This is a genomic window from Nonomuraea diastatica (assembly GCF_004349015.1).
In the GTDB taxonomy this organism is placed as follows: Bacteria; Actinomycetota; Actinomycetes; order Streptosporangiales; family Streptosporangiaceae; genus Nonomuraea; species Nonomuraea diastatica.
Genome location: NZ_SMKP01000007.1, coordinates 88,532 through 110,856, shown reverse-complemented (window position 1 = coordinate 110,856; position 22,325 = coordinate 88,532). Strand labels below are relative to the sequence as shown.

Annotated in this window: 19 protein-coding genes; 5 read left to right on the top strand and 14 right to left on the bottom strand. The window is 70.1% G+C overall.

What is annotated here, in order from left to right:
• On the bottom strand, positions 1-1,217 hold a 1,217-nt coding region (locus E1294_RS04065; protein ID WP_425465192.1), incomplete at its 3' end, for a WXG100 family type VII secretion target.
• A gap of 14 nt (positions 1,218-1,231) precedes the next feature.
• Positions 1,232-1,618 carry a hypothetical protein gene (locus tag E1294_RS04060; RefSeq protein ID WP_132504569.1) on the bottom strand — a complete coding sequence of 129 codons (387 nt, stop codon included), beginning with the start codon at positions 1,616-1,618 and terminating at the stop codon, positions 1,232-1,234.
• Positions 1,619-1,713: 95 nt separating this feature from the next.
• Here E1294_RS04060 and eccB point away from each other — a divergent pair, with 95 nt between their 5' ends.
• A complete protein-coding gene (gene eccB, locus E1294_RS04055) occupies positions 1,714-3,162 on the top strand; it encodes a type VII secretion protein EccB (RefSeq protein WP_132504567.1) in 1,449 nt (482 codons plus the stop codon).
• Positions 3,163-3,166: 4 nt separating this feature from the next.
• Here the strand turns inward: eccB and E1294_RS04050 are convergent, their stop codons facing one another.
• The 8 genes from E1294_RS04050 to eccD all read right to left on the bottom strand — a co-directional run bounded on the left by E1294_RS04050 (position 3,167) and on the right by eccD (position 9,569).
• Positions 3,167-3,964, bottom strand: a complete 798-nt coding sequence (locus tag E1294_RS04050; RefSeq protein ID WP_132504565.1) for a hypothetical protein — start codon at positions 3,962-3,964, stop codon at positions 3,167-3,169.
• Positions 3,961-5,031: a hypothetical protein gene (locus E1294_RS04045; protein WP_132504563.1), complete on the bottom strand. Its 1,071-nt coding sequence runs from the start codon at positions 5,029-5,031 to the stop codon at positions 3,961-3,963. Before E1294_RS04045 ends, E1294_RS04050 begins: the two co-directional genes overlap by 4 nt.
• A complete protein-coding gene (locus tag E1294_RS04040; protein ID WP_132504561.1) occupies positions 5,028-6,371 on the bottom strand; it encodes a WXG100 family type VII secretion target in 1,344 nt (447 codons plus the stop codon). The genes E1294_RS04045 and E1294_RS04040 overlap by 4 nt, the downstream gene beginning before the upstream one ends.
• Positions 6,371-6,763 carry a hypothetical protein gene (locus E1294_RS04035; RefSeq protein WP_132504559.1) on the bottom strand — a complete coding sequence of 131 codons (393 nt, stop codon included), beginning with the start codon at positions 6,761-6,763 and terminating at the stop codon, positions 6,371-6,373. The genes E1294_RS04040 and E1294_RS04035 overlap by 1 nt, the downstream gene beginning before the upstream one ends.
• A gap of 69 nt (positions 6,764-6,832) precedes the next feature.
• Positions 6,833-7,138 (bottom strand): WXG100 family type VII secretion target, encoded by a 306-nt coding sequence (locus E1294_RS04030; protein ID WP_132504557.1) that lies wholly within the window; start codon positions 7,136-7,138, stop codon positions 6,833-6,835.
• Positions 7,139-7,155: 17 nt separating this feature from the next.
• Positions 7,156-7,473 (bottom strand): WXG100 family type VII secretion target, encoded by a 318-nt coding sequence (locus tag E1294_RS04025; protein WP_165977069.1) that lies wholly within the window; start codon positions 7,471-7,473, stop codon positions 7,156-7,158.
• 260 nt (positions 7,474-7,733) lie between these two features.
• A complete protein-coding gene (locus E1294_RS04020) occupies positions 7,734-8,177 on the bottom strand; it encodes a YbaB/EbfC family nucleoid-associated protein (protein ID WP_132504553.1) in 444 nt (147 codons plus the stop codon).
• Positions 8,178-8,198: 21 nt separating this feature from the next.
• Positions 8,199-9,569, bottom strand: a complete 1,371-nt coding sequence (gene eccD / locus E1294_RS04015) for a type VII secretion integral membrane protein EccD (RefSeq protein ID WP_246082797.1) — start codon at positions 9,567-9,569, stop codon at positions 8,199-8,201.
• Positions 9,570-9,802: 233 nt separating this feature from the next.
• On the opposite strand from eccD, the gene eccCa reads away from it, so the two are divergent.
• The 3 genes from eccCa to E1294_RS03995 all read left to right on the top strand — a co-directional run bounded on the left by eccCa (position 9,803) and on the right by E1294_RS03995 (position 15,280).
• Positions 9,803-13,783 carry a type VII secretion protein EccCa gene (eccCa, locus tag E1294_RS04005; protein WP_132504549.1) on the top strand — a complete coding sequence of 1,327 codons (3,981 nt, stop codon included), beginning with the start codon at positions 9,803-9,805 and terminating at the stop codon, positions 13,781-13,783.
• A gap of 79 nt (positions 13,784-13,862) precedes the next feature.
• Positions 13,863-14,162 carry a hypothetical protein gene (locus tag E1294_RS04000; RefSeq protein ID WP_132504547.1) on the top strand — a complete coding sequence of 100 codons (300 nt, stop codon included), beginning with the start codon at positions 13,863-13,865 and terminating at the stop codon, positions 14,160-14,162.
• Positions 14,159-15,280, top strand: coding sequence for a WXG100 family type VII secretion target (locus tag E1294_RS03995; protein ID WP_220447536.1), 1,122 nt, complete (start codon positions 14,159-14,161; stop codon positions 15,278-15,280). The genes E1294_RS04000 and E1294_RS03995 overlap by 4 nt, the downstream gene beginning before the upstream one ends.
• 59 nt (positions 15,281-15,339) lie before the next feature.
• Here E1294_RS03995 and E1294_RS03990 read toward each other — a convergent pair whose 3' ends face one another.
• The 4 genes from E1294_RS03990 to E1294_RS03975 all read right to left on the bottom strand — a co-directional run bounded on the left by E1294_RS03990 (position 15,340) and on the right by E1294_RS03975 (position 21,455).
• Positions 15,340-17,391, bottom strand: coding sequence for a serine/threonine protein kinase (locus tag E1294_RS03990; RefSeq protein ID WP_132504545.1), 2,052 nt, complete (start codon positions 17,389-17,391; stop codon positions 15,340-15,342).
• 108 nt (positions 17,392-17,499) lie between these two features.
• On the bottom strand, positions 17,500-18,642 hold the full coding sequence (locus E1294_RS03985) for a S8 family serine peptidase (protein ID WP_132504543.1): 1,143 nt from the start codon (positions 18,640-18,642) through the stop codon (positions 17,500-17,502).
• Positions 18,643-18,658: 16 nt separating this feature from the next.
• Positions 18,659-20,896, bottom strand: a complete 2,238-nt coding sequence (locus E1294_RS03980) for a serine/threonine-protein kinase (protein ID WP_165977067.1) — start codon at positions 20,894-20,896, stop codon at positions 18,659-18,661.
• A 286-nt stretch (positions 20,897-21,182) separates the two neighbouring features.
• Positions 21,183-21,455: a WXG100 family type VII secretion target gene (locus E1294_RS03975; RefSeq protein WP_165960088.1), complete on the bottom strand. Its 273-nt coding sequence runs from the start codon at positions 21,453-21,455 to the stop codon at positions 21,183-21,185.
• Positions 21,456-21,585: 130 nt separating this feature from the next.
• On the opposite strand from E1294_RS03975, the gene E1294_RS03970 reads away from it, so the two are divergent.
• A complete protein-coding gene (locus tag E1294_RS03970) occupies positions 21,586-22,305 on the top strand; it encodes an SDR family oxidoreductase (protein ID WP_132504539.1) in 720 nt (239 codons plus the stop codon).
• Positions 22,306-22,325 lie beyond the last annotated feature (20 nt).

The window sequence follows — 22,325 nt, the reverse complement described above, 5'->3', positions numbered from 1 at the left end:
CCGCCCATCCCGCCCATCGGCATGAACGGCATGCCCATGCCGCCGGCGGACCTGCCGCCGGCGCCCGGCGAGGCCGCGCCCGCGGCCGCCACCGGGCCGCCGTTGCCGTAGGTGTTCGTCCCTCCTGGCGTCGTGCCCGGCGAGGACGACGTGGACGGGTTGCCGGAGCCTGGCGTCTGGGGGCCGGTCCCGGGAGGGGAGCCGTTCGAGGTGGGCTGGTGTTCCTGCAGGTCCGTGGGGCTGCCGGCGCCCGCGTTCGGGTCGGGCGTCTGCCTGCCGTCGGTGGACGCGCCAGGGGTCTGGGCATCGGGGGTCTGGCCGCCTGGGGTCCGGCCATCCGGGGTCTGGCCGCCAGGCGTCTGGCCATCCGCGTCCGGTGTGGTGGGAGAGCCGGTCGACGGGTCGTCGCCCTGGCCGGTCTCCGGGTAACCGGGGGTGGTCGGTGTCGAGCCTGACGGGTCGTCGCCTCCGGCGGAGGGCATGCGCGGACCTCCGGTCGGCAGCCCGGACGGGCCGCCACCGTTGTGCGCGGTGGATGTCACGTCGCCCGGGTTCTGGTCGGGGAAGGTCGGGAGTTCGACGTCATCGGGTCTGTCGTCCGGCAGTTGCGGAGGCGTGATGTTCCTGAGCGTCGTCTCCAGCGTGTCGGGCATGTTCGTGTGGACCTGGTAGAGGTCATCGCCGAACGTCTTCAGGTGCAGGCCCGCCAGCTCGTCCTGCGACCCCCAGTCGCTCCTGGCGTCGTCACCCCCGTAATAGCCGGAGTAGACGCTGTAGGTGTCGGCGATGCTGTCGTTCCAGGTGCCGCCGGTCAGACCTCCTTGGTGGGCCCAGGTCGGCATGACCCCTTTCCAGCCGTCCTGGACGAACTCCTGGTGCTTGCGCACCACCGTGGCGAGGGATCCGACCGGTGTGGACATGTTCTTCAGTTTGTCGGCCAGCTCGCCCAGCGACACGTACAGCAACGCGAGCGCCTCCTGCGCCTCGACCGAGGCGGGACCCTCCCAGACGGCGGCCAGCCTGCCGGCCTGCGTCCTGATCGCCTCCTTGGCGGTGTTGGCCGCCGAGTGAGCGTCGTTGTAGGCGGTCGCCGCCTGCTCGATGCCGGTGGCGTCGAAGCCGTTGATGAAGGTCACGACCTCCTCGACGCTCCGGCCGCCCGTCTCCACGGACCATTCCGCGCAGTACGGCTTCAGCATGTGGACGTTCTTCTTCACTTCCCCCATGCCGATCAGACACCGCCCTCGTTGGCCGCGTTCGTCACCTGGTAGGTGCCGGCCCCGGCCTCCACCAGGGAGATCGCGGTGGCGAAGTTCTCCAGGACCTCCTCGTAGGCGGTCAGGAACTCCTGCTGGCTGTGCGACACGAGGTCGGCGAACGCCTGGCCGCCCTGCCAGCGCTCGATGCTCCGCACGTGGGTGAGGACCGCACGGAGCGAGCCGTACGTTTCGAGGTCGATGATCGATCCCTGGTTCTCGCCCCGGCCTTCGCCTCTGATGGGCTTCAGCACCTCGCGCAGCTCTCCGGCGATGTTCGCGATCTTCTTGGGGTCGTATGTCACGCCGTCCCGCTCGGGTTGCAGCCCGGGCCAGTCACGGGGCGGTTCGGTTTCTGCCATGAGCTTCCCCCTTTGAACACTCGATCAAGCAGCGTACTTGACCGTTCCTTTGGAGTACAGAAAGTGCATAGGCAACTTGCGTAACATTGGGCATCATGCAGACCCAGAAAGATCTATACCAGGCGCATCGGTTGATGACGCAGCGCTTGGGGATGGCTCTGCTGCAAGGGGAGCCGGACGTGCCGGAGTCCCCGATGCGCAGGCAGAACGTAGCGACATTCGCGGGGCTTCTGATCGCCCTGCTGATCGTCGCCGGGTTCGGGATCTGGGGGTTGCTCAGCCAGGGGGGGCACGCCACCAAGCTCACCGATCCCGGTCAGTTGCTGATCGAAGAAGAGACCGGCGCCGCGTACGTCTTCAACCAGAAGAGCGGCCGGTTGCAGCCGGTGGCGAACTACGTCTCCGCCCGGCTGCTGCTCGACAGCCAGGACATCAAGGTCAGGTCGGTGTCCGCGGAGTCGCTGGCCGGCTACACCCGAGGGCAGATGGTCGGCATCCAGGGCGCTCCCGACTCGCTGCCCAAGAAGGAGCGGCTGGTCAAGGGGCCGTGGTCGGCATGCGTGGCCGAGACGGCCGACGCCGCCGCGGGCCGCAGGTCGTACGTGACGCTCGTGGCCGGGACCGACATCGGCGGCACGCCGGTGGGAGACGAGGCGCTGCTCGTCAACGACGGCCGGCAGGACTGGGTGCTCTGGGCCAACCAGCGTCTGCGGGCCGCGAACGTGGACCGGCTCACCGACCAGACCCCGCGTCGCGTGCCCGCCTCGTGGATCAACGCCATCCCACCGGGCGTCGACTTCGCCGCTCCCAAGATCCCCCAGCTCGGCAAGAAGGCCGTGGGCCCCGGCGGCCAGGCGGCCAGGGTCGGGCGCGTGTACAAGGTGGCGTCCGTGGCGGGCTCGAGCGAGCGCTGGTACGTCCTGCTGGCCGACGGCCTCGCCCCCATCAGCAACACCGAGGCGCTGCTGCTGCTCCAGGACCCGGCCATCAAGGCCGCCTATGGCAGGAGCGGGGTCCGCGAAACGCTGATCGACGCGGCGAGCGCCAACGCGACCAAGGTGTCCAAGCAGTCCGTGCGCAAGCAGGGCATGCCGGCCACCATGCCGCGCTTCCGCACACCCAGCGTTTCGGCCCCCCTCTGCGCGGTGTACGCGAACACCCAGAAGGGCTCGACCAGCGCCGTGCTGACCACGGGCAGCAAGGTCCACATCCCGCCGCCGTCGACGAGCGCCGGCGCGGACAAGGTCGACCAGGTGCTGCTCCCGCCGGGCAGCGCGGTCCTGGCCGGCACCCTGCCCGGCGACGGGCAACTGTCCGCGGTGCAGCAGTACTCGCTCGTCACCGATCAGGGCAAGAAGTTCCGGCTCGCCTCGGCCGACGCGATAGGCAAGTTGGGGTACGAGGCGAAGGACGTCGCGCCGGTGCCGGTCCACCTGCTGCGGCTCATCCCGGACGGCCCTTCGCTGGACCCGGCGGCCGCGATGACGCCCGTGCAGGACGTGCGGAACGTCCAGACGAACCGGACGACCCAGACGACAGGATGACGCCCTAAAGTATCCCCATGCCGCCGCCTGCGGAAGGCGGCATTCCCATGCCGCCTTCCGCGGACTCGTCCATCTGCGGGGACAGCGCGCCCATGTCCTTGTCGTAGGTCAGGCCGTCGTTCGTGAACGCCATCGAGGTGCCGCTCTGCATCGAGGACATCTGGGTCGGTATGGCTTCGAGCGTGGGGAAGATCTTGCCGACGTTCTCGGTCAGCTGCTTGAGCATGAACAGCAGCAGGCTGAGGCCAACGACGGCCTTGCCATGCTTCTTGAGCATCTCCCTGGTGATGCTCAGCCCCTTCAGCCCCGCGCGCGTCTCCCAGATCTTGCCCGCCACTGCGCCGGGCCCCGAGGTGATCAGGGACCAATATCTCACTATCACCACAGTCCACATGAACATGGCGAGAGCCATGCAGGCTATGGCGCCCCACTTGAAGAAATCCGCCTGCGCATCGACGCCGTCGCCTGTGGCGTTACGGGTCTCCTTGAGCTGCTGCAGCGATTCCTTGAAGCTGGTGTGGACGGTCTCGAACGAGTCGAAAGCCTGTCCCTCCCACGTGCCTTGATCTTTGAGCTGCGCCTTCAGATCGTCCAGTTGCTGGTCCAGCTGGTCGAGTTCCTCCGTGCCACCGGAGTGATCCGCCGTGCGCCACTGCCTGGCCGCGTCCATCATGCCCTCGGGGTCTGACACCATGGTGCCGATGGCGAGGGCCATGTACGACGCCCAAGGGGTCCTGAGCGCCAACGACGCAGCCATGGCCGAGCCTGCGGCGCTCATGTACATCTCCTTGTAGACGCTCACATTTCCTCCTCCCCGATGACCTGGGGTGCGATGTCCTCTTCGCTGCCCCAGACGCCTTCGTCCTCGGGGAGCCCGACGGCCTTGTCACGGTCGCGTTCCTGGCCGGCGCCCGCGCCCGCGCCGCCCATCGGCATGAAAGGCATCATCGGCATGCCGGACGCACCCGCTCCGCGCAACCCGGCCGCCTGGACGCCGCCGTTCGCGCCGGCGCCGAGTCCTCCCGGTCCCGTGCCCAGGCCGCCGACGGAGCCGGGCCCCATACGGGTGCCCGAGTTCAGCGCGTTGGGGTCCACGGACGGCAGGTTGCCGCCCGGGATCTGCGGGGTCGTGGGGTTGTAGTTCGACAGGTCGGTCTTGGCCGGGTCGTTGAGCGCCGAGTCGATGTCGGGGACCTTCATGTCCGCCGGGTCGGTGCCCGGCAGGTTCTGCTGGGGCAGGTCGGTGCTGGGAGTGTCCATGCCGGGCAGGTTGCTGTCGGGCAGGTTGCTGTCAGGCAGCTCGCTGTCGGGCAGGTTGCTGTCAGGCAGCTCGCTGTCAGGCAGCTCGCTGTCGGGCAGGTCCCCGTCCGGCAGGTTGCCGTCCGGCACGCCGGGCAGGTCTGGGTTCTCCGGTTCGCCCAGACCATCGAGGCCCAGGTCGCCGGGGCCGCCAGGACCGTCCAGTCCCAGGTCGCCAGGACCGTCAAGACCGAGGTCGCCGGGACCTTGCGGGCCGAGGCCACCGGGACCGCCAGGGCCGCTGTCCTCGTCGGCCTTGCGGTAGTTGCGATCGGCCGCCTTGAGCGCCGGAGCCCAGGTCTCCAGCGCCCTGCGTGCCCTGGCCAGCGTGTCGCGCTGGGTCTCGATCGACTGCGAGTGAGCGCTCCCGAGCCCCCAGCCCGCCATGCCGAAGCCCGGCCAGGGCACGTCGAGCTTGCTGTCGGCCGTCTGCAGACCGGTGAGGAGATCGGTCTGGTCGCCGACCTTGTTGCTTGCCCTGTCGAGCTCGTCCTTGGTGAAGGAGATGCCCGACGACATCTCCATCCCTTGGCCGCCGAAGCCCGGCAGAGCCGGTATCCCGTTCGTCATTCGATCACAGGCTCTGTCGTGTCATAACCGACCGTCCAGCAGCTCGCGTCCTCCGGCACGTACGTGTTCCGCTCCAGGTCGCTGTACTCGCCGCCGCCCGCGCCGCCGCCCATGAAGGGCATGAAGGGCATGCCGCCCGCCATCCCCGTCGAGCCGCCGCGCCCGAGGGGGGTGACCAGCGGGGACTGGCCACCGCCGACGGCCGGCGAGCCGATCACCGAGGGGATGCCCGGCGTACCGCCGGTGGTGGGGAGGTTGTAGCCGATCTGCGGGTTGAGCGTGGTGGAAGGCGTGGTCACGGTCGGCGGAGCGATCGTGGCGGTCGGCGGCTGGTAGCCGGCCATGTCGGTCTGGCGCGGATCCGTGGGATTCGTGCCGTCGGTGGTCGTGGTGTCGTCGGCGCCGATGACGGGCGGCGCCGCGTCTCCGCCGTTCTCCGCACCATTCTCCGGGCGGGGGTTCTGGTCCTGGCCGGGTTCCTCTGCCGCAGGGGGGTCCGTACCCGGGTCGGCCGGGGTGTCCGGGTCGGGGCCGGCCGGGTCACCGGAGTCGGAGCCGCCCGGGTCGGAGCCGGGGTTGGAGCCGCCCGGGTTGGCACCACCGGGATCGGATGATCCCCGCGGGTCGGAGCCGCCAGAAGGGGAGCCGCCGGTGCCGATGCCTCCGGGGTTCCCGCTCGATCCCTGGGAGCCGCCGTCGTAGGAGCCGCCGGGATCGTTCACGGGAGTCGTGAAGGCAGGGCCTTCCGTCCCGGGGCCCGTGGGGTAGTCGGGGTTCTGCGTCTCGGCGGGGGCGCTGGGGATGGTGACCGCCGGGAGCTCATAGGAGACGCTGTGCGGGACGTCGATGTCGTAGATGCTGACGATCTTCTGGTTGAGCTCGTAGAGCGCGCGCTGGGCCTGGGTGTTCTCCAGGGACTTCCTGACGATCTCCTCTTCGCTCTGGGTCAGGCCGGCGGACGGGACCGACACGTCCTCATCGACCCGGGTCTTGGTGTCGTTGAGGTGCCCCGCGTACGTCTGCAGCGCGGTGCCCATCATGGACAGCTTGCTGGACAGCTCGTTGCCGGTGGCGTGCAGCAACTCCAGCGCGGTGCGGGCCTTGGCGGCGTCGGGCCCCTTCCAGACATCGGCGATCTTGCCGGCGTGCGCCTCAAGGGCGTTGATGGCCTGCTCGATCTTGCTTGCCGCGTTCTGGTAGGTCTGCCCGGTGGTCTCGATGGTGAAGGAGTCGGTGTTCTGGAGCAGCACCTTGATCTCGCTCTTGTCCTTGTCGATCCAGGCGCCCTGCGGCGTCCGGTCGAAGGAGAGGATCGTGACGACCTCCCGCTGCGCCCCCATCAGGCTCCACCCTCGTTGGTCTGGCGGGCCCGATCGTGACTGTCCGCGCTCGTCTCCACGGCCTCGACCACACCCTGATACGCCTCGATGAACTTCTGGTAGACCTCGGCGAACTTCCTGCCCGCGTTGTTCGACCCGACGGTCGAGGCGAGGGCCAGGGCGTCCTCCCACTGACCGATCTGGGCCGAGGAGAACTCTCCGCCCGTCGAGATCTGGTTGATGTTTCCGTTGGGCCGCTCACCGCCGCCGAGCATGGCCTCGAGGCTGATCCTCAGCTCCTGTGCGACCCCTCGTATGCCCGTCGGCGAGTTCTCGCGGGCTCCACCCTCGAACAGGTGTGGATCGACGGCCAGCGGGTCGGTTCCCCCGTCCGTCACATCCCTGCTTGTCATGCTCCACCTCTAGCAGCAGAACTCTCGGCCACCGCGGCTGGCGATGACCGAGAGGATCGACGGTCCGGGTCAGTCCGTCCAGATGCCGATGTTGCGTCGCTCGGCCTGCTGGTAGTTGCCATTGGCGACGTTGACGGCCGACGCGGCCTGGAACAGTTGCTGGCCCATCGCCTTCTCGTGGGCGTTCCACTTCTGGCGCTTCTCCTCGAAGAACCGTTCGGCCTCGCCCTCCCAGCTGGGGCCGAGCTCCCTCTTGATGTCCGCGTACAGGTCGTCGGTGGCGCGGTCGAGCTCGGTGACGACCTTCTTGAGCTCCTCGTAGGCCTGCTCCATCGAGCCGAAACGGACGTACGTGTAGTCGTCAGGCGTGGTCATGGCGTTCTCCGTCCTGCTCAGCGGTTGGCGTTGATGAGGGAGTCGATGCGACCGCCCTCACCGGCTCCGGCGAAGCCGCCGGCGATGTCCATGTTCTGATCGGCCGCGTTCCGGTAGACGCCCGCGCCGATGTTCATCCGGTCGTAGATGTCCTCAAGGATCTTGATGACGCCCTTGAACTCGCCGTCCCACTGCGTGAGGGCCGTGGCGAACTTCTGCGCCGCGCCGCCCTTCCAGCCCTGGGTGGTCAGGTCGGCCTTGATCTGCTCGACCCGCTGCCGCATGCCCTCGATGTACTGGGCGGTGTCCTGGCAGTAGCCTGCCGCGTTCGTCAACTGAGTGGGGCTGGCCCCGTACAGTGCCACTGGACCTCCATGTCGATATGGCGTTGCTGCTACGGCGGGCGGTCACCCCCTGATGGAACCGACTACCCCCGCGATCAACCTCAAAAGGCATGTTAGCCACCATTGACCCCCTTATTCCCAGAAACCACAAATCACGGATCGGTCGCACTCTTGCAACTTCCTGGTGAACGCCCTGATGGCGGGCCTGGCATGTCCTGACAAACGCCTGTCCCGGTGGTGGACGGACGGCGTCAGAGGTCCATCCGGCGGCGGATGCGGTCGAGCTCCCCCATCACGTCCTCGAACGCCTTGTCGTGCAGCGCCCCCGCTTGCCTGATCTTGCCGAGCGCGGCCTCGGGGTCGGAGAGGTGCTTCATGGGATTGTCGTCCTCGCCGAACATCTCGTTCGAGGCGGCGTTGAGCCGGCGCTGGAAATCGGCCGTGGCCTCCGCGAGCACGGTCTTGATCAGGTCGGCCAGCTCGCCCGAGGACAGCCGCATCGCCTTCGGGTGGATCTCCAGCGTGCGCATGCCCTGATGGTCGTACTCCACGGTGACGAATCCGTCCTCGTCCTGGGCATGGCCGACGTACGAGCCGACCTCCTCCTGGAACTTCTCCAGGAGGGCGAGCTGCTCGTCGGCGCCCTTCAGCAACTTGTCGATGTCGATCTTCGCGAAGTCGCCGAACTCCTGCATCTCACTACCTTCCTTGTTAGGTCAACCGGACAGCCCGCGCACCCAGGTGTAGACCTCCAGCACGCCCAGAGCGAGCGGGAAGAGCTGGACGATCAGCACGAGGTCCAGGATGTCGGCCGCGCGCCCCCAGAACGGCGAGGGCTTTCCCGTCGGCAGCCACAGCCCGATGCCCACGCTCGTCAGCGCCAGCCACAACACCCCGATGGCCACGGCCAGCGAGCCGACGATCCCGCCAGAGCTGATCAGCGACAGCGCCAGCATGGAGAACCCGGCCAGGCCCGTGCCGATGAGCCAGATCCGCTGGCCGAACCCGCGGAAGATCCGGGCTCGCATGATGAGCGTGAGCGACAACGACACCATCATGACGGCCGCCACCCAACCGTCGGCGAACACCAGCAGCACCAGCGCCATCAGCGCCGAGAGGGCGATGGCCACGATCATGCCGGTGGCGTAGCGTTGCGCGCCCCTGGTGCGCTCCTGAATGGCCGCGGAGTCCAGGCGCTGGTTGTCGCTGCGGAGTTCCTCCGCGGTGGTCGGCATCGTCGGCAGCGGCACCTTGGCGAGCTTGAACGACAGCGTGGGCACCAGCGGGCTGAACGCCAGCAGCACCGCGATGGCCAGCGCCGCCACCCCGGCGGGCGAGGCCGACCACACCATGATCACCGCCGCGCAGATCCCGGCGACCGTGGCGGCGACGGCCGTCCCGAGGAAACCGGGAACGCCGTCGGAGATCACCGCGCCCGCGACGGCGGCCACCAGCGCGGTGCAGGCGAACGCCGACAACATGTGCGGAACGCCGAAGGCCAGCGGCGTCCCGCCCGGCGCGAACAAACCCGCGACGAACCCGTACGGCAACGCCGCGTGCCCGATCAGGGCCCCGGCCATGGAGTCACCCACCGCCCTGGACAGCAGGGCGCCGGTGACGACCAGCAGCAGGGCCAGCAGCGCGGCCACGATCGTGACGGTCACGCCCGGCATGCCCGACACGGCCAGGCCGAACCCGCCCAGGATGAGCAGGCCCGCGGCCCCGCCGGCCCCCATCAGCCTGGTCTGCTTGGCCGACCAGACACCGCCATCGCGTACGCCGGTGGCGACCACGTCCGCCACGTCGTCATAGAGAGCGGGCGGCAGGATCGCCTCGCGCGGCCTGAGGTAGAGGATCTCGCCGTCGAGCACGCCCAGCGCGCCGAGGCTCTGCCCGAGGTCGAGCGGCGCCCCGCCGAGCCGCTGCAACGTCCACCCGGGAGCGGCGGCGGCGTCGCCGCCCACCTCTCCCAGCGCGCGGAGCAGGCTGGGCAGCACGTTCGGCAGCGGGACGTCGGCGGGAAGCGCCAGGTCGGCCTTGCGACGCGGGCCGACGATCGTCACGTGGCACTGCGCCGGCAGCGGCATCGGCACCTGCGGCAGGGCGCTCTGGTGGAACGGCCCTTGAGGAGGCTGCCCTGGCGGTCCCGGGAAGCCGGGCGGCGGGCCGTGCGTCGGAGGAAACCCCGGGGGTGGGCCCTGGGCTGGCGGTGGACCGAGTGGAGGCCCCTGAACGATCTGTCCCATCTCAACTCTCCGTCCCCACCAATGGTCACGGACAACAGAGAACATATCTGGTCTTTTCTGGTAAGAACGTCGTGATGAGCATCGTCGTCGTACGTCGCCCAGAACGCCGCCCGGGCCCCAAGCCGCCCCGCGGCGAGGTTCTGATCGAGTCACCGCCCGAAATCCCCGAAGTCCAGGGGCAGGGCTTCTCGATGGTCCTCACCTACCTCCCGATGGTGGCGGGTGCGGCCGCGATGGCCCTGATGTTCACCGCCTACGGCAACGCCAACCCGATCATGTACGTGGCCAGCGGCCTGTTCGCGCTGTCCATGGTCGGCATGACGCTCGGCCAGATGGGCCGCCAGGCGGGCGAACGGAAATACCGGCTCAACGGCGCCCGCCGCGACTACTTCAGGTACCTCGGCCAGATCCGCAAGCGGACCAGGCGCGCGGCGCAGCAGCAGCGTGAGGCCCTGGAATGGAGCGGGCCCGAACCCGACTCCCTGTGGTGGATCGCCATGGGCCCCCGGCTGTGGGAACGCCGCCCGCGCGACGAGGACTTCGCGACCGTGCGGCTCGGCACCGGCGTCCAGAAGCTGGCCGTCCAGCTCATCCCGCCGGACTCCAAGCCCGTCGAGGACCTGGACGCGCTGGCGGCCGGCGCGCTGCGCAGGTTCATCAGGGCGCACTCGACGGTCGCCCAGCTGCCCGTCGCCGTGGCACTCGGCTCGTTCGCCAGGATCAGGGTGAACGGCGATCCCGTCGCCGTGCGCGACCTGCTGCGCTCCATGATCGCCCAGCTGACCGTGTTCCACTCGCCCGACGACATGCGGATCATGATCTGCTCCGGGGAGGAGTGGATGCCGCACTGGGAGTGGGTCAAGTGGCTGCCGCACGCGCTGCATCCCGAGGAGACGGACGCGGCGGGACAGGTCCGGCTGATGGCGGAGAACCTCGCCGAGCTGGACCGGCTGGTCGGAGGCGAGCTCAAGGAACGCGCCAGGTTCCGGCCGGGGTCGGCCGGGGACGCGCTGCCGTACCACGTGCTCATCGTGGACGGCGGGCACGTGCCGCACGACTCCCAGCTCGGCGGCGACGCCATCCAGGGCGTCACGGTGATCGACCTGTCCGGCTCGACCGCCGACGTGGCGGAGCAGAACACGTTGCGGCTGGACGTCCAGCCCGACGGCTTCTACATGGTGAAGATCGACCACGCGGGCAAGGAGCACAGGACACGGTTCGGCGACCCGGACAAGCTCGACTTCCTGCGGGCCGAGGGCCTGGCCAGGCAGCTCGCGCCGCTGCGCGCCTCGGCGGCCTCCGCAGGCGAGGCCGAGGACGTGCTGGCGATCAACACCACCCTGACCGACCTGCTGGGCGTCGGCGACCCGGCCCGCGTGGATCCCGCCGTCACCTGGCGGCCGCGAGCCGGTCGGAACAGGTTGCGGGTGCCGATCGGGCTCGGATCCGACGGGCGGATCGTGGAGCTCGACATCAAGGAGTCGGCCCAGGGCGGCATGGGCCCGCACGGGCTGGTGATCGGAGCCACCGGCTCCGGCAAGAGCGAGCTGCTGCGCACGCTGGTGCTCGGGCTGGCCGTCACGCACTCCCCGGAGATCCTCAACTTCGTCCTGGTCGACTTCAAGGGTGGCGCGACCTTCCTGGGGCTCGACTCGCTCACCCATGTCTCCGCGGTCATCACCAACCTGGAGGACGAGCTTCCGCTGGTCGACCGCATGCACGACGCGCTCCACGGCGAGATGGTGCGCAGACAGGAACTGCTGCGCTCGGCCGGCAACTACGCCTCACTGCGGGACTACGAACGGGCCAGGGAGCAGGGGGCCGACCTGGCTCCGCTGCCGACGTTGTTCGTGGTGCTCGACGAGTTCAGCGAGCTGCTGTCGGCCAAGCCGGAGTTCATCGACCTGTTCGTGATGATCGGCCGCCTGGGCCGCTCGCTCGGCGTGCACCTGCTCCTCGCCTCCCAGCGGCTGGAAGAGGGGCGGCTGCGAGGCCTGGACACCCACCTGTCGTACCGGATCGGCCTGCGCACCTTCTCCGCGATGGAGAGCCGGGTCGTGCTGGGCGTGGCCGACGCGTACGAGCTGCCTTCGGCGCCCGGCAACGGCTACCTCAAGGTCGACACCACCAGCATGGCCAGGTTCAAGGCCGCCTACGTCTCGGGCGCCTACCAGGGCGACCACCGCCACACCGGCTCGGACGACGGCCAGGCCACCCTGCGCCAGGTCGTGGAGTACACCTCGGCGTACGCGCCGCTGCCGCTCGTGCCGGAGACCCCCAAGGAGACCCCGGCCGCGGAGGTGGACGAACGCGGCCCGCAGGACAGCCTGCTCGACATCGTCGTGCAGCGGCTGGCCGGACACGGCCCCGCGGCCCATCGCATCTGGCTGCCCCCGCTCGACGAGCCGCCCACGCTCGCGCACCTGCTGCCGCCGCTCTCGGTCACACCGGAGCTCGGACTGTCCACGCCCACGTGGGACGGCAGGGGCAAGCTGCACGCCGTCATCGGGATCATCGACCGGCCGTTCGAGCAGCGGCGTGACCCGTACTGGCTGGATCTGTCCGGGGCGGCCGGGCACGTCGGCGTGGCCGGCGGGCCGCAGAGCGGCAAGAGCAACGTGCTGCGCACGCTGATCTCCGGCATGGCCCTCACCCACACGCCACGCGAGGTGCAGTTCTACTGCCTGGACTTCGGCGGCGGCGCCCTGGCGGCGCTGGAGGGGCTGCCGCACGTGGGCGGCGTGGCCACCAGGCTCGACGCCGACCGGGTGCGCAGGACCGTCGCCGAGGTGTCCTCACTGGTACGTCAGCGGGAGCGGGGCTTCGCCGAGTCCGGCATCGAGTCGATCGCCGCCTACCGGCGGATGGTGGCCGACGGCAGCACCAAGAGCGACGGGTGGGGCGACGTGTTCCTCGTCATCGACGGGTGGCTGACGATCCGGCAGGAGTTCGAGAGCCTGGAGGCCGTGATCACCGACCTGGCGGCGCGCGGGCTCAACTACGGCGTCCACGTGGTGGCCACGACCAACAAGTGGTCGGAGTTCCGGCCGGCCATCAGGGACCTGTTCGGCACCAGGATCGAGTTCAAGCTGGGTGACGCGTACGAGTCGGAGATCAGCAGGAAGGCATCGCTCGCGGTGCCGGAAGGAGTGCCGGGGCGCGGCCTGACCAGGGACGGCATGCACTTCCTCGCGACCCTGCCGCGGATCGACGGGCAGCGCACCGCCGAGGACGTGTCCGAGGGGCTGCGGTCGATGGTGGAGATCGTGCGGCGGTCCTGGCAGGGGCCGTCGGCGCCGCCGGTGCGCCTGCTGCCGTCGATGCTGCCCGCGGCCTCCCTGCCGGCGCTGGAGAAGACGGGCCCGCAGCGCATCGCGATCGGCATCGACGAGGACACGCTCTCGCCCGTCATGCTCAACTTCGACACCGACCCGCACTTCGTCGTGTTCGGCGACAACGAGTGCGGCAAGTCGAACGTGCTCAAGCTCATCATGGAAGGTGTGGTCGCCAGGAAGACGCCGAGCGAGGCCATGATGATCGTGATCGACTACCGGCGTTCGCTGCTGGACACCGCGGTGACCGACCACCGCATCGGCTACGCCGCCTCCAGCACCGCGGCCGCCGAGCTGGTCCAGGACGCCCGTTCCGCCCTGCTCAAGCGCCTTCCTCCGGCCGACCTCACGCCGGAGCAGCTGCGCTCGCGGAGCTGGTGGCAGGGCTCGGACCTGTACATCGTGGTGGACGACTACGACCTCGTGGCCACGTCGAACAACCCGCTGGGGCCGCTGACGGAGCTGCTGCCGCAGGCCCGCGACATCGGGCTGCACCTGGTGCTGGCCAGGCAGAGCGGCGGCGCCAGCCGCGCCATGTACGACCAGGCCGTCCAGCGCATGAAGGAGATGGCCAGCCCGGCGCTGATCATGTCGGGCAACAGGGATGAAGGCCAGCTCTTCGGCAATGTCCGCCCGCAGCCGCTGCCCGTCGGCCGCGGCTTCTACGTCGACAGGAAGTACGGTGCGCGCCTGATCCAGACCGCCTACATGGAGCAGCCGTGACGCCTGGTCCAGGGACGAAGAAGCCCATGATGATCGCCTTTCCATGTCTTCACCGACAGCCGGGAGTCCCATGAGTTACGTGGACGTACATGTTCAAGCGCTGGAGGAGTGCGCACGCCAGGCCCTCAGGGTGAAGAACATGCTCGACTTCGACGACGCGTTCGTGAACTCCGACGTCACGGCGCCTCAGGGCGACACCAAGTCCGACATCTTCGGCGAGCTCGAAGGCGCCGGCGTCCTGGCCGCGAAGATCGACGCGATCTGGGAGTCCGTCAGGTCCGAGCTCGGCGAGGGACGCAACCGCATGACCAACGTCGAGCGGGCGCTGGGCCAGGTCGCCTCCAACTTCCGCGGTGCCGAGACGGGGTCGGGCGCATGAGCATCGTCGAGACCCTGGCCGGGCTGAAGAACAAGGTCGACGGCGACCCGGCGACGATCAGGAGCATCGCCGCCGCCATGCGGACGATGGGCGGGCACATCGCCACCTCGGCGAACCAGCTCGTCAGAAATGTCAGCGAGGTCGGGAAGGCATGGGAGGGCGACTCGGCCAACGCCTTCGCCGACTACATGACCGCCTACCCCGCCGCCGGACGGCAGCTCAAGAGCGCCCTCACCTCCTGTGCCTCCGCCCTCGACACGGCGGCCACCAAGCTGGAGACCGCCCACACCACGGTCAGTGGGCTCCACGAGGCCGCGGCCACGGCCGCGAGCGAGTACCGGCGCACCCACAGCGACGCCACGCAGACCGACATCGACAACCACGTGAGGCAGCAGCTCGACGATCCGGTCACCAAGGCCGGTCAGGCCATCACCACGGCCACGAACGCCCTGACCACCGCCAAGACCGCGCTCGACGGAAAGCTCGGCGAGGAGGGGTTCGGCTTCTTCAAGGGCATCCGCCAGCCGGGAGGCGCCGACTTCCTGCCGGGTGACCACCCGATCGACTGGGAGAAGACCGCGGGCTACTCCCCCACCTCGCTCGCCTCGGCGAACGCGCCCGCCGACCCGGGCTCCGGCCCAGGGGCCGGCGGAGGCGGCGGAGGCGGAGGAGGCGCCGGTGCGCCGTCGTCGTACGGCAACACCCCGGCGCCCAAGCCGCAGGTCGTCGAGTGGATCAAGGAGGCCATCCAGGTCATCAAGTCACCCGAGATGGCCGCGATCCTGAGGAAGAGGGGTCTGGACGTGAGCGACCTGGACCCGAACGATCCCCAGGACATCGAGCGCATCTGGACGATCATCCACCACGAGTCGGGCGGCAACCCCAACGCGATCAACAACTGGGACATCAACGCGAAGAACGGCGTGCCGTCCCAGGGCCTGATGCAGACCATCCCGCCCACCTTCAACGCGCACGCGCTGCCCGGATACGGCCAGATCCGGGAACCGGTGGACAACATCATCGCCGGCGTCCTGTACACCTACAGCCGCTACGGCAATCTCGCCGGGCACCCCGGCATCGCCTCCATGGCAGGCGGAGGCGGCTACAAGCCCTACTGATCAGCCCCGCAACGGCGAAGCCCCCTCAGGACTGAGGGGGTTTCGCCGTTGCGGGCGGGTCAGCCGCAGTTGGCCCAGTTCGAGCTGGTGCTCTTGCCCCTGTGGCTGCCGGAGAACCGCACGCACTTGCCCCTGGCGGGCAGCTTGACCGGCCCGGCGTAGTACATGTAGTTGCCGGACTCCGTCCAGTTGCGGCCGCCCTTGACCTCGAGCGTGGCGGTCACCTCGGTCGGCGTGCCCACGTACGTGGTCTTCATGGTGACCACGCAGTTCTCACCGGAGCCGCCGTTGTAGAGCTGGAAGGTCTCGCCGCCGGGGAAGTTCTGACTGCGCTGCACGGAGAAGCCCGGCCCGCAGACCATGACCGGCGTGTACGGGTTCTGCTTCGACGGCGAACTGGTCTTGGTGGGCTCGGGTTTCGGCGTCTTCGTCGGCGTCCGCTTCGGCTTGGACGGCTTCTTCGTCGGCGAGGGCGTCTTCGTCGGTGACGGCTTCTTCGTGGGCTCTGAGGTCGGCTCCTCGCTCACCGTCGGAGTGGGCGTCGGGGTGGGCGTCACCGTCACCGTGACGGTCGGCGTGGGAGTCGGCGTCGATGAGGGCTCCGGGGTCGCCGGATGGGTGACGACGGCGTCAGACGTGGGCGTCGGGCTCTGGCTCGGCCCGGGCGTCACGGTCACCGTGGGCGTGACCTGCGTCGGCTGCGGGACCACCGGCTGCGTCTGGATCGGCGCCGGCGTCGGAACGGTGCTGAGCTCGGGCGGTGTGGGCGTCTGCGACGTCCAGTCGGAAGGCAGCACCATGGGACCCACGTCGGCGTCCGACGACGGCTCACCCCACGGCACGGTCACCTCCGGCTGTGCCTCCTGCTGCTCCGGCACGCTTTCCCGCGCGGCCGCCTGCTCGGACCTCACGGCCTCCGCGGTGCCCTCGGCGGACGAGCCCACGGCCACGTTCACCGGCTCGAACCTCTGCGTCGACGCGTACTCGCTGGCGCCCCACAGTCCCGCGCCGGACAGGACCACCAGCACGCCCACCGCGGCGGCCAGTCCCAGAGGGAACTTCCGCGGCGGGCGGGCGGAAACCGTCTGCCCCTGGACCATCGCCTGCCGGTCCTGCCTGGGCGGCTCCCACATGGGGCCCGACGGCGGCACCGGCACGCCCTCCATCGGCGAGGCGCCGCCCTGGGCCTGCGGCGGCGCCGTCGGCCCCCAGGCCTGCTGCGGGGGCGGCGCCACCGGTAGGGGCACACCCTCGATCGGCGCCCCCGGCACGGTCATGCCCTCAAGGGGCACCGCGGGAATGGGCACGCCCACGAGCGGCGCGCCCGGCTGGGACGGCTGCTGCTGCGGCGTGGGGCCGGCACCGCCCCGCTGGTCCCCGAGGAGCCGCAACATCGCCGCGTACGTGGTCGGCCGCGCCTCCACCTCCTTGGCCAGCGCGGCGAGCACCACCCCGCGCAGGGGCTCGGTCAGGTTCCCCACCTCGGGCAGCCCGTTCAGCACGGACTCGGCGTCCTGCCCGAACGGCGGCTCGCCGGTCGCGGCGAACACCATCGTCGCGGCCCAGGCGAACATGTCGGCCTGCGGGCCGGAAACCGGCCCTCTGAGCTGCTCGGGAGCGCGGTAGCCCAGCTCGCCGACGGGCCCGCCGAGGTCGACGTCCGTCACCCTCGGGCCGCCGGCACCGATGATCACGTTGTGCGGGGTGAGCCCGCGGTGCGTGATGCCGGCCAGATGCACCGCGGTCAACGCGGTCAGCATGCCCACCGCCAGCCGCTCGAGCGCGTCGTGGTCGAGCGGGCCGTCCTCGGTCACCACCTGGGTGAGGCTGCGGCCCTCGACGTACTCGCGCACCACGTAGGGGCGGTCCGCGTGCCTGCCGGACTCCAGGGTCCTGGCGACGTACGAGCTGGAGACGCGCTGCACTCCTCTGAGCCGGGCGATCTCCTCGTCGTCCTGCTCCGGAGCGGCGGGCAGCAACCTGATCACTCTCAGGGGCGCGTCGTCGGACTCCCGGCCGAGGTAGGCCACGCCACGGGGGCCATCAGCCAGCCGTCCTGAGATGGCGTACTCGCCCAGCTTCTCGGGATCACCCGGCCGTAGGGGGTGCATGGTCGTCCCTTCGCTGATCCAAGATCTCAATGGGACATTCAACCAAATCCATCACATACGCATCAGTAGTTTCACCCGCGAATCGCGGTATTCACCGAAACGCAACCCTCAGGAGGGCCGGCCGGGACGCCATCCCCTGCGCCGGCCCAGCGGAATGAGCAGCGCGAGCGCGCCCGCCACGGCGATCGCCACCATGGCGCCCGCCCCCATCGCCATGGAGATGCCGATGGCGGTCTCGTCGCGAGGCGGGACCTTGGCGATGGCATCGGCAGGAAGCGCGGTGGGCGGCGGCTCGGCGACCACGGGAGCGTCGGCGTCCTCGTAGGGCAGCACGGCCGTCACCGCGAGCACCGGGTTCACCATGCCCGCGCCGCTGCCCGTGCCCGTCGTGCCTTCGGCGGTGGCGATGATGCGGCGGCGCACCTGCTCCTGGGTGAGCTGGGGGAAGCGGGACCGCACCAGGGCGGCGGTGCCCGCCACATAGGGCGTCGCGAAGCTGGTGCCCTTCAGGTCGCGCTTGTAGCCCAGCCCCGGCCAGGGGGCGGTGATGTCCGTTCCCGGGCCGAGCACGGCGACGGGGGTGGTGGCGTTGGAGAGGTCGGCGCGGCGGCCGTCGGGGGTGGCCGCGCCCACGGCCAGCACACCCTCGTACGCCGCGGGATAGGCGGGCACGTCCTCGTCGTCGGGGCCGGTGACGTTCCCCGCCGCGGCGACCACGACGATGTCCTTGTCGAGCGCCCGCTGGACGGCGGCCCTCAGCCCGGAGTGGTCGGAGGCCCGCACCGAGACGTTGATCACCTCGGCCTTCGCCGCGACCGCGTCGTCGATGGCGCTGATCAGCTTGGCGATGTCGCCTTCTGGCTTGTTGCTCTGCTTGACCATCACGAGCTCGACCTCGGGCGCGACCCCGTGGAAGGGGGTGCCGCTGACGTAGCGGGCGCCGATGATGCCCGAGACGGCCGTGCCGTGACCCACGCAGTCGCGGTGCCCGGTGTGCGTCTCATCGATGATCTTGGCGATCTGGACCTGCGGGTGGTAGTCGGCGCCGCTGTCGACGACCGCCACCCTGACCCCCGCGCCGCGCGTCAGCCGCCAGGCGTTCTTGATGTCGAGCCGCTTCTGCGCCCACGGCTCGCCGGCGGGAATCGTCAGCGAGCCCTTCTCCGGTTTGCACTCCTCGGGCGCGGCCGCCGCCGGGGCCGCGCCGAGGGGCAGGGCGAGCAGGCTCGCGAGGAGAACGCGGCCGATCATGACGGGGAAGCGCAGCTCAGCCGCAGTTGGCCCACCCCGCACTCGTGCTCCCAGAACCGGCGCTGCCGGAGTAGCGCACACACTTGCCCTTGGCCGACAACTTGACCGGACCCGCGTAGTACTCGAAGTTCCCGGAGTCGGTCTTGCTGCTGCCGCCCTTCACCTCCAGCGTCGCGCTGACGCGAGTGGACTTGCCGACGTCCGAACCCGACTTGAGGGTGACGACGCAGTTCTGCCCCGAGCCGTTGTTCCACAGCTGGTACGTCGTGCCGCCCTCGAACGGCGAGCTCCGCTGCACCACGAAACCGCTGCCGCACACCTGGGTCGCGCTGTACGGGTTCTTCTTCGCCGCCGGCTTGGTCGTCTTCGTCGGGGTGGGCTTCGGCGTGGGCTTCGGGGTGGGCTTCGTCGTCTTGGTCTTCGTCGGCGTCGGCTCGGGCTCCCTCGCCGGCTCCTCCGTGGGCTCCTCGGTCGGGGTCGGCGTCTTGCTGGGCTTCACGGTCTTGGTCACCGTGGCCGTCGGCGAGGGCTTTCTCGTCGGCTTCCTGGTGGGCTTCCCGGTCGGCCTGCTGGTCGTCCTCGTCGGCTGGGCCGTCGCCGTCGCCGTCACCGTGGGCACCGGGACCGTCGTGATCGGCGCCGGTGTCGGCACCGTCGTGAGCTCAGGAACCCCCGGCGAGCTGGTGGGGAGGCCGTCGGTCGGAAGCACCATCGGGCCGACGTCACTGGAGGTCGGGTTCGGCGTGGTCGCCCACGGCGCGGTCACCTCGGCCAGCGGCTGCGTCGGCGCGCCCGTCACCGACTCCTGGCCCTGGGCGGAGAAACCGTTGCCCCCGCCGGTCGTGTCCGTGCTGGACGCGGCGATCGGGGAGAACGTCACCTTGCCGGAGTACTGGCTCGCGCCCCACAGGCCGAGGCCGGACAAGAGCGCGACAGCGGTCAGGCCCGCCACGAGCCCGACGGGGAACGGCTTGCGCTGCTGGCCCTCGCCCGGCTTGGGCACCAGGTCGGGCGCCGGGTTCTGGGGCGGAGCCTGCCGGCCGGGACCTGGCGGGGGACCCCAGGCAGAGGGTCCGGGACCCACTTCCATCGGACCCTGGGCCGGGCTCTGCCCCGGCGCTTGCCCGTGCCCCGGCGGAACCTGGCTGCTCGGGCCCTGTCCTGGCGGGGCCTGGCCCGGCGGAACCTGACCCATCGGACCCTGGCCCGGCGGAACCTGGCCAACTGGAGCTTGCCCTGGAGGAGTCTGGCCGATCGGGCCCTCATGCGTGTGTCCGGGGCCGCCCAGGCCGGATTGGCCGGGACCGGGCTGTCCGGGGCCAGGCTGCATGGGCCCCTGGGCGGCCGTGGGAGCGGGGGACGCCGGCATCTGAGGCGGCTTGAGGCCCTTGACGGAAAGCTGGATGGGCAGGATCGCGGGCGTCATCGGGCCGGGCTGTCCGCCAGACGCGCCCTCGGCGGATGCGGACGGCGGAGCGGGATCCTCCCCGGCCTGCGGGCCGTTCACGGGCACGTTGCCCCCCAGCAACCGCAGCATCGCCGTGCGCGTCGTCGGCCGCGCCTCCGCCTCCTTGGCGAGCGCGGCCAGCACGACCCCGCGCAGCGGCTCGGGCAACTCCCCAGTCTCGGGCTCCCCGTTCAGCACGTTCTCGGCCTCGTGCCCGAACGGAGCGGAGCCGGTGGCGGCGAACACGACGGTCGCGGCCCAGGAGAAGATGTCGGCGGACGGGCCATACCGCAGTCCGTTGAGCTGCTCGGGCGCCCGGTAACCGATCTCGCCGACCGGGTCGCCCAACTCGACGTCGGTGACGCGCAGGCCCTCGCCGGCGAGGATCACGTTGGCAGGTGTGAGGCCGCGGTGCGCGAATCCGGCCAGGTGGACGGCGGTCAGCGCGGTGAGCATGCCCACCGAGACGCGCTCCAGGGCGTCGCCGGTCAGCGGCCCGTCCGTGGCGACGGTCTCGGCCAGGGAACGTCCTTCGACATGCTCCCTGATCACGTAAGGCAGGCCGTTGTCGACGCCGGCGTCGAACGTACGGGCCACGTACGAGCTGGACACCCGCGCGACGCTCTTGAGCCTGGCCACGAAGCCGGGGTCGGCGGCCGGGTCGGCGCTCAGCGTCTTGACGACGACCTGCGGCGCTTCTCCGGACTTCCGGCCTAGGTGGACGACACCGCGCGGCCCCTCGCCCAGACGGCCCGTAAGCTCGTGGCCACCGATCCGCGCAGGCTGAGAGGCGTCGTTCTCCGTCATGACCGTCCTTTCCGGGATTGCGTCATGAACGAAGGACATTTAACCAAATACGCCCCATACACATCAGAGGTTTCGGCCGCTCGCCTGACTACCCGCTGTCAACGAGCACCCGGGCGCCGAAGCGCGACACCGGTCGTGACGGCGGCACGAGGAGGGGACGGCATCCCGCCGTCCGGCGTCGCGGCGTCCGCGACGTGCGAGAGGCCGCCCGTACGGCGACGGCGACGGCGACGGCCCGCGCCTGTGGAAGAAGCCCCGGCACCCTCGCCAGGGCCCCTGCCCGTAATCATTTCGTGGCGGATTCGATGTTCTGTCGGTAGGTGCCGATGACCCGCGAAGCCTCCTGGAGCTCCTCGGTCATGCGCTGGAACGCCGTGCGGTAGTTCTGCCACGCCTGCTGGAAACGCTGGGCGCCCGGCCCCGTCCACGCGGTGCCGACCTTGGCGGCCTCGCGGTCGAGCGCGGTCATCGTGGTGCGGACCGCCTCGGACTGCTGGGTGAACTGGGTGGACATCTGCTGCATTTCCGCGGGGTCGCCGCCGAGCATGCTCTGACTCATGCACACCTCCTGGGGGAACCTGTGAAAGCGCCCTCAGGCTAAGGCGGCCCATCACCCATCGCCCCTGTTATGCCGAGCGGCTATGGTCTAGCGGAGGATCGTTCGTCTTCATCGGAAGCGGAGACTTCCCATGCGCGAGGTTGTGGTCACCGGCGGCGGCACCGGCATCGGATACGCCATTGCGGCGGCGTTCGTCTCGCTGGGCGACCGCGTCACGATCACCGGGCGCCGCGAGAGTGTGCTGAAGGAGGCCGCGGAGCGCCTGGGCGCCTCCTGCGTGCCCTTCGACGCCGCCGACCCCGCCGCGGTGAACGACGCGCTCGCCGACCTGCCCGCGCACGTCGATGTGCTGGTCAACAACGCCGGCGGCAACACCAACCTCGACCGGGGCCAGCCCGCCGTGCCAGCGGAGGTGGCGGAGGCATGGTGGGCCAACCTCAACGCCAACCTCATGTCCGCCGTGCTCGTCACCACCGCGCTCGCGCCGCGCATCGCCAGGGACGGCCGGGTCGTCTCGATCGGCTCCATCGCCGCGCGCGGCACCGGCTCAGGCTCGTACGGCGCCGCCAAGGCCGCCCTGGAGTCCTGGACCGCCGACCTGGCCGCCGAGCTCGGCCACAGGGGCATCACCGCGAACGTCGTCTCGCCCGGCCTCGTCGTGGACACCGAGTTCTTCCGCGGCCGGCTGACCGAAGACGGCATCAGGGCCCGCGTGGAGAATACGCGTAACGGCCGCCCTGGCAATCCGGCCGATGTGGCCGATACCGTTCTGTTCCTGGCTTCAGCGGGTGCCAGGCACGTGACTGGGCAAGTGGTTCACGTGAACGGCGGCGCATACCTGGGCCGCTGAACCGCAACTCGGGCAGCAGG